The sequence below is a fragment of the Clostridium sp. genome, from assembly GCF_032576335.1.
Lineage (GTDB): Bacteria > Bacillota > Clostridia > Oscillospirales > Acutalibacteraceae > Faecalispora.
This window is the reverse complement of record NZ_JAWFXC010000004.1, coordinates 309,041-315,040: the sequence shown is the minus strand read 5'-3', so window position 1 is coordinate 315,040 and position 6,000 is coordinate 309,041. Positions and strand designations below refer to the sequence as shown.

The window sequence follows — 6,000 nt, the reverse complement described above, 5'->3', positions numbered from 1 at the left end:
GGGATCCAAGGGGAGAGAATCGATACTCTCCCCTTGGAAGGCCTTTGCCTACTTTCACCCTTTCGTGAAAGTAGGTGCCCGCCCCGGCACGAGGGGCAAGCCCTGCGCAAGCAGAATGCCCTGCGCCAAGCGCAAAACTTCCTTTTTCTAAATGCAATAACTTGCTAAATTTGCAAGAGACAGCCCCAGCATGAGGGGCAAAGCCCTGCGCCAGCAGAATGCCTTGCGCCAAGCGCAAAACTTCTTTTTTTTAAAAGCAACAACTTGCTAAATTTGCAAGAGACAGCCCCAGCATGAGGGGCAAAGCCCTGCGCCAGCAGAATGCCTTGCGCCAGAGCGCAAAACTTCCCCCCACAAAGAAAGCAAATACTTTCTGATTCAAGAGTGAAAGAATATGGTACGAGGGGCAAGCCCTGCGCCAGAGCGCAAAACTTCCTTTTTCTAAATGCAATAACTTGCTAAATTTGCAAGAGACAGCCCCTGCATGAGGGGCAAGCCCTGCGCCGTAGCGCTTAAAAGATAAAAAGAAAAGCGCTGCCAATCGGCAAGCGCTTCTTTCAAATCCTGTTTTTTATAACATTATTTATTAAGAACTACATCTTTGCTAGCAAGCAAACCCCGAACAATCTCGTCAGTCTTCATTCCACGGGAGCCTTTTACAATAACAACATCTCCCGGCTTTAAATATGCTTTCAACTTCTCAAGTGCTTCTCCATTGGAAAGAAAAGAAAACACCGGCAAATGAGATTCTGCCGAAATCGCACCCCAGCGAATCTCCTGCGCCTGCTCACCAACCACAAAAAGCGCATCCACTCCGCGTGATGCCGCATACGCACCTGCATCAAAATGTGCTTGGCGCGAATACTCACCCAGCTCGAGCATATCTGCAAACACGCCGATGGCGCGGCCGCTCCCCTTCAAATCCATTAATATATTCACACTGCTTCGCATGGAATCGGGACTTGCGTTGTACGAGTCATCGATTACCGTTACTTCGCCTACTCGGTGAATTTGCTGACGCATAGAGGGCGGTGAATACGTTTGCAGGCGTTCCGCTGCCTTAAGCGGTGAAACACCCAAGTACTGTGCAACCGCCAAGGCAGCAAGCGCATTGAGCACATTGTGCTCCCCGGGAACAGGAAGCGTTACCGGAACACGAAACTCCCTCGAGACCGCGGTAAACTCTGTAATCCCGCCGTGCGAAATAATATTTTCAGCAGTTACATCACACCAAGGCTCAAGACCAAAAAACACAGTACGGAATGAAAGTGTGTCCTTTAGCTCTGCCAGTAACGGGTCCCCCCCATTTAGAAACAAAACGGAGTCTTTGGTAAAGGCATCTGTAATATGAAGTTTTTCTGCCCGAATGTTTTGCTGTGTTTTCAGGTTTTCAATATGAGAAATGCCAATGTTGGTCATCACCGCGCAAGTAGGCTTTGCCACCTGCGCCAGGCGTTCCATTTCTTCAAATTGGCTCATGCCCATCTCAATCACCGCTATGTCGTGCTCCGGTAAAAGCCGGAACACCGTGAGCGGAACACCAAGCTGGCTGTTAAAGTTACCCTCGGTTTTCATAACATCCCGCTCGACCGAAAGAGCGAGTGCAAGCATTTCTTTTGTTGTGGTTTTTCCCACACTACCAGTAACACCCACTACCGGAATTGAAAAACGAGAACGATATGTTCCTGCAATCTGCTGTAAAGCGGTTCGGGTATCTTCTACGGCAATCCACGCACAATTCCCTGCGGGAGCCTCCACCCTGCCCTGCTGTGTTAAAACGGCGGCTGCCCCCGCCTCTGCTACCGCCGCCAGAAAGCGGTGTGCGTCAACCCGTTCACCAACGATTGGTACGAACAATGCCCCTTTACCCGCTGTGCGGCTATCTGTTGTTACAAAGGTTACTTCCTGCTCGGGGTTGCCCCCAAGAATTTTGCCGCCGCATGCCTGAGCAATCTCTCTGGCCAGCATTTTCATGTTCCCACTCACGCTTTCTCTATTTCTTTCAGGAGCTCTGCCACTACCACACGTTCATCAAATGGGTGTTTTACTCCACGGATTTCCTGATAATCTTCATGTCCTTTTCCTGCGAGAACAATAACGTCTCCCCGCTGGGCATTTTCAAGGCAATAACGAATTGCCTCACGCCGGTCGGGAATCACCACATATTTTCCATCCGTTTTCGCCATACCAACCTTAATGTCGGCGATAATATCCATTACATCTTCAAAACGGGAATTGTCGGCTGTGATGACGGAAAGGTCGGCTAAGCGCCCGCATACCTCTCCCATTTCGTACCGACGCGATTTTGCACGATTACCGCCTGCACCAAACAGGCATATCAATCGATTCGGCTCATATTCACGGAGCGTTTCGAGAATATTCTCCATACTAACCGCATTGTGCGCATAATCAATCAGCAGTGTGTAATCACCGGGAACCGGAACCGGCTCAACCCGGCCTTTCACCGTAACCGCACTCAGCCCGCTCTGAATCTGCTCCTGCGTAACAGGAAAATGACGGCACACAGCGATAGCGGCTAACGCATTGTAAGCGCTGAATTTACCGGGAATATCTACCGTAACGGGGAAGTTCATCAGCCCGCTTAAATCAAACTTTGCGCCCAAATAACCGGGGCGCGAAACAAGACCCTCGTTTTCTGCGCGAAGCTGTGCCTCGGCAGAAAAGCCATAGGTTTCCACCTTACAGGTATGGTCCTTTAAAATAGCCTGCCAGTTTTCATCGTCCATGTTTACAATCCCAAGCTTACACTGGCGAAACAGCATGCTCTTACAGGCCAAATATTCCTCGAGGGATTCATGCTCATCCCCGCCAATATGGTCAGGCGAAAAATTAGTAAACAAGCCAATGTCGAACGTAAAGCCCGCCGTACGGTTTGCCTTCAGGCCAATGGAGGAAGCCTCCATTACCACACACTGGCAGCCTTCGTCTGCCATCTGCTTTAAGAAGGACTGTATCTCATAAGACTCCGGCGTTGTATTCTCAGTAGGGATTACACGGTCGCCTATTACCGCTCCAATCGTGCCGATTAAACCTGTTTTCAGGCCCGCTTTCTCCATAATGGCACGAATCATATAGGTTGTAGTCGTTTTCCCCTTGGTACCGGTAACGCCAACGGTTTTCATCCGCTTAGCGGGGTGACCGAAATGCGCAGCAGACAATACCGCCAAAGCCAAGCGCGTATCCGGCACAACAACAACCGGAACCTCTTTGGTAAGCTGCAACGGGTGGTCTGCAACAATCGCACAGGCACCACTTTCCGCAGCCTGCTGGGCATACTTGTGGCCGTCTGCCCGAGCGCCACGAAGGCACACAAAAACACAGCCAGGTTTTACTTTTCTGGAATCATAAATAACATCTTCCACCGGAACCTCAAGGTTACCGGCAGCCGTATACTGCAAGCCTTGCAGCAAATCCAATAAACGCATGATACAACCCCCTGATTCTACCATTGAAAAAGCGCCGGTTTACCCTGGCGCATTCTTTTGAAAACAGCGCATTTGCCCTGTTGTATTAGTATTGATTCCATAGCGTCAATATTACGCACAAAATCAAATATCGTATACTCTTTCTTACATTTTTTTATAAAACGGAATACGTATTGAACACGTACTTATCATAGGCGATTCTGCCCGCTCTGTCAATAAAAATGCAAGCATATACAAAGTTCCATTTTTATTTTTTTACATAAAAAAGGTACGACTGAAATCAGCCGTACCTAAGTTGTTTTGCAATTAGGCTTCTGTAACAATAAAATCTTTTAATGTATTGAGGATGGAGGTATCGTCGGAGTGAATTCGAAGCTCAACCGGTTCCGACAAATCAATGCTGAAAATACCCATTATGGATTTTGCGTCGATAATATAAATACCCTCTACAATTTCACAATCAACATTTTTCTGAGAAACAATAGAAGAAAATGCTTTTACCTTTTCCACGTTATTGATTAAAATTTTGGTTGTTATCATAATTGCTCTCCCCTTGGATGCTCAATGAAGCAGATTCTTGTCATTTACTCGATCACTGACGGATTTTTTAAAATTAATCACCTTATGCTGGTATTCCTGATTCATAAATTCAGAGCGAATCAAAAAATCGGCTGTGGCACGATTGTTTGCGATTGGAATATCGTAAACCTGAGCTATACGCAGCAAAGCCTTTACGTCTGGGTCATGAGGCTGTGCTTCGAGAGGGTCTGAAAAAAAGACGACAAAATCAATGTTACCCTCTACAATTTTAGCGCCGATTTGTTGGTCGCCGCCCAACGGGCCACTGTTGTACCCTTTTACGGGCAAGCCTGTTTTTTCTGCCACCAGCCGCGCTGTTGTGCCGGTTCCGCATAGAAAATGGCCCTTTAAAATTTCTTGGTTCTCAAAGCACCAATCAATCATTTCTCGCTTTTTGCCGTCGTGCGCAATCAGTGCTATTTTTTTCTGTTTGCCAATGGTAAAAGTAATAAAATCTTCATTCACACTCTTCACCTGTCTTTCTGTTTCGGTAGATGCTTTTGACTGGATTTTTGTGAGAGAGAAGCTTGTCTCAAATAAGCAAGTTTACCTGTTAAAGCATGGCGAAACTAAGCTTTATTATACCAATTGATTGTTAAAAAAACAAGCTATCCCGTTTGAATATACCGTATTTTTTCTTTCTAAAAAAAGCAAAAGAAAAGGCAGCGAAATTCTTTAGTAATAGAATTCCCTGCCCTTTATCATTAAATCAAATTAAATCAAAATCATGTAAATTGGTATTACTATCATGCTTGCAATAGTGGTAACTACGGTTGCAATGGTCGCAAATTCAACATCTGCACCATACTGCTTCGCAATTACTCCAGTGCTGGTAACAGCAGGCATGGTTGCCTGAATGACGAACACCTTGGCCATCATGGAAGGTACTGGAATAAAGAGCTCCAATGCAATTACAACTACGGGGCAAAGAACAAAACGTGCAAGCAGTAATACAATAATGTCGCGGTCAATCCGCAGCTTTTTTAAAGGAGTGGAGTGAAGAACAATTCCAATAAAAAACATCGCGAGCGGTGTTGTTAACTCGCCAATGTATTTACAGCTATCCATTACAAAGCTAGGAAGCTGTACCTCTAATAGAATAAGTATGATGGCAACAACAAAGCCTGCCATTGCCGGATTTGCTATTTTTTTTACGGCATCAAAAGAAAATTTCTGTTTCCCTCTATTTCCTTCTCCATCTTTACTAATTTCGTAATTTCCCAACGTCCAAAAAAAGCAGGTATTTGCAATGTAATAAATGAGTACATAGGGCGTACTTTCTGCACCAAACAAAGACAAATTTACGGGCAAACCAATGAATATGGTATTGGATGTAAAAAAGATACAGCGAAATATTCCCTTGCGCTTTGGGTCTATTTTCATAAGATTGCTCACGAGTACACTTAAAAAATACGAAAGCAAAATGGAGGTAATGGGAATTACCAAGCCACCGGAAAGCTCTTGCAGCTTGGCTTTATCGAAGTTAGACATCAAATTCCATAGCATATAGCATGGGAACGATACGTTTACTATTATTTTTGAGAAGATGACGCTTGTCTTTTCATCCAACCACCCTACATGTGTTAAAGCCCAACCGGTCATAAACATAATGATGATGGTTAAAATGCTTTCAATTGCGTGTAAAAATGTCAATATCATGCCGCACAAACTTTCCATTTGCAAATTTCAGAGTTCTTCTGTTTTTCCAATTCATGTTAGAAGAATGTTCTCTGTACCCAAATTATAACACCGATTTTTGTAAGTGCAAGTGCACTCCTTGTTCTTCTTCCTTTTTTAAATAATCATCTCTTTTTTGCAAACACAGTGATATTCCCTTGCTCGAACTAAAAATGATATTTGTTTCTATTTTGTTTAGTAACTAAAGTAATTCAAACTCTTGTCACATTAGGTCGAAATAACTTATTAGAAGATTCTCTGCGGCGAAAGAAGGTCTCAATAACATACGCAGTAAAAA

Annotated in this window: 7 protein-coding genes; all 7 read right to left on the bottom strand. The window is 44.8% G+C overall.

Features of this window, described 5'->3' with window-relative positions:
- A partial coding sequence (locus tag E7L17_RS06695; RefSeq protein ID WP_316322480.1) for a hypothetical protein occupies positions 1-232 on the bottom strand: 232 nt, incomplete at its 3' end.
- 18 nt (positions 233-250) lie between these two features.
- On the bottom strand, positions 251-541 hold the full coding sequence (locus E7L17_RS06690; RefSeq protein WP_316322479.1) for a hypothetical protein: 291 nt from the start codon (positions 539-541) through the stop codon (positions 251-253).
- A 38-nt stretch (positions 542-579) separates the two neighbouring features.
- On the bottom strand, positions 580-1,974 hold the full coding sequence (locus tag E7L17_RS06685) for a UDP-N-acetylmuramoyl-tripeptide--D-alanyl-D-alanine ligase (RefSeq protein WP_316322478.1): 1,395 nt from the start codon (positions 1,972-1,974) through the stop codon (positions 580-582).
- 8 nt (positions 1,975-1,982) lie between these two features.
- Positions 1,983-3,446 carry a UDP-N-acetylmuramoyl-L-alanyl-D-glutamate--2,6-diaminopimelate ligase gene (locus tag E7L17_RS06680; protein ID WP_316322477.1) on the bottom strand — a complete coding sequence of 488 codons (1,464 nt, stop codon included), beginning with the start codon at positions 3,444-3,446 and terminating at the stop codon, positions 1,983-1,985.
- Between the two features lie 306 nt (positions 3,447-3,752).
- Entirely contained in the window at positions 3,753-3,986 is a 234-nt protein-coding gene (locus E7L17_RS06675) for a PTS sugar transporter (RefSeq protein WP_085833765.1), read from the bottom strand.
- A 21-nt stretch (positions 3,987-4,007) separates the two neighbouring features.
- Entirely contained in the window at positions 4,008-4,490 is a 483-nt protein-coding gene (locus tag E7L17_RS06670; protein ID WP_316322476.1) for a methylglyoxal synthase, read from the bottom strand.
- 249 nt (positions 4,491-4,739) lie between these two features.
- Entirely contained in the window at positions 4,740-5,684 is a 945-nt protein-coding gene (locus tag E7L17_RS06665; RefSeq protein WP_316322475.1) for an AEC family transporter, read from the bottom strand.
- Positions 5,685-6,000: the final 316 nt, after the last annotated feature.

Excerpts from the sequence above, each read along its gene's own strand:
- E7L17_RS06685 (WP_316322478.1), bottom strand. The coding sequence starts at position 1,974 with ATGAAAATGCTGGCCAGAGAGATTGCTCAGGCATGCGGCGGCAAAATT.
- E7L17_RS06680 (WP_316322477.1), bottom strand. The coding sequence starts at position 3,446 with ATGCGTTTATTGGATTTGCTGCAAGGCTTGCAGTATACGGCTGCCGGT.
- E7L17_RS06675 (WP_085833765.1), bottom strand. The coding sequence starts at position 3,986 with ATGATAACAACCAAAATTTTAATCAATAACGTGGAAAAGGTAAAAGCA.
- E7L17_RS06665 (WP_316322475.1), bottom strand. The coding sequence starts at position 5,684 with ATGATATTGACATTTTTACACGCAATTGAAAGCATTTTAACCATCATC.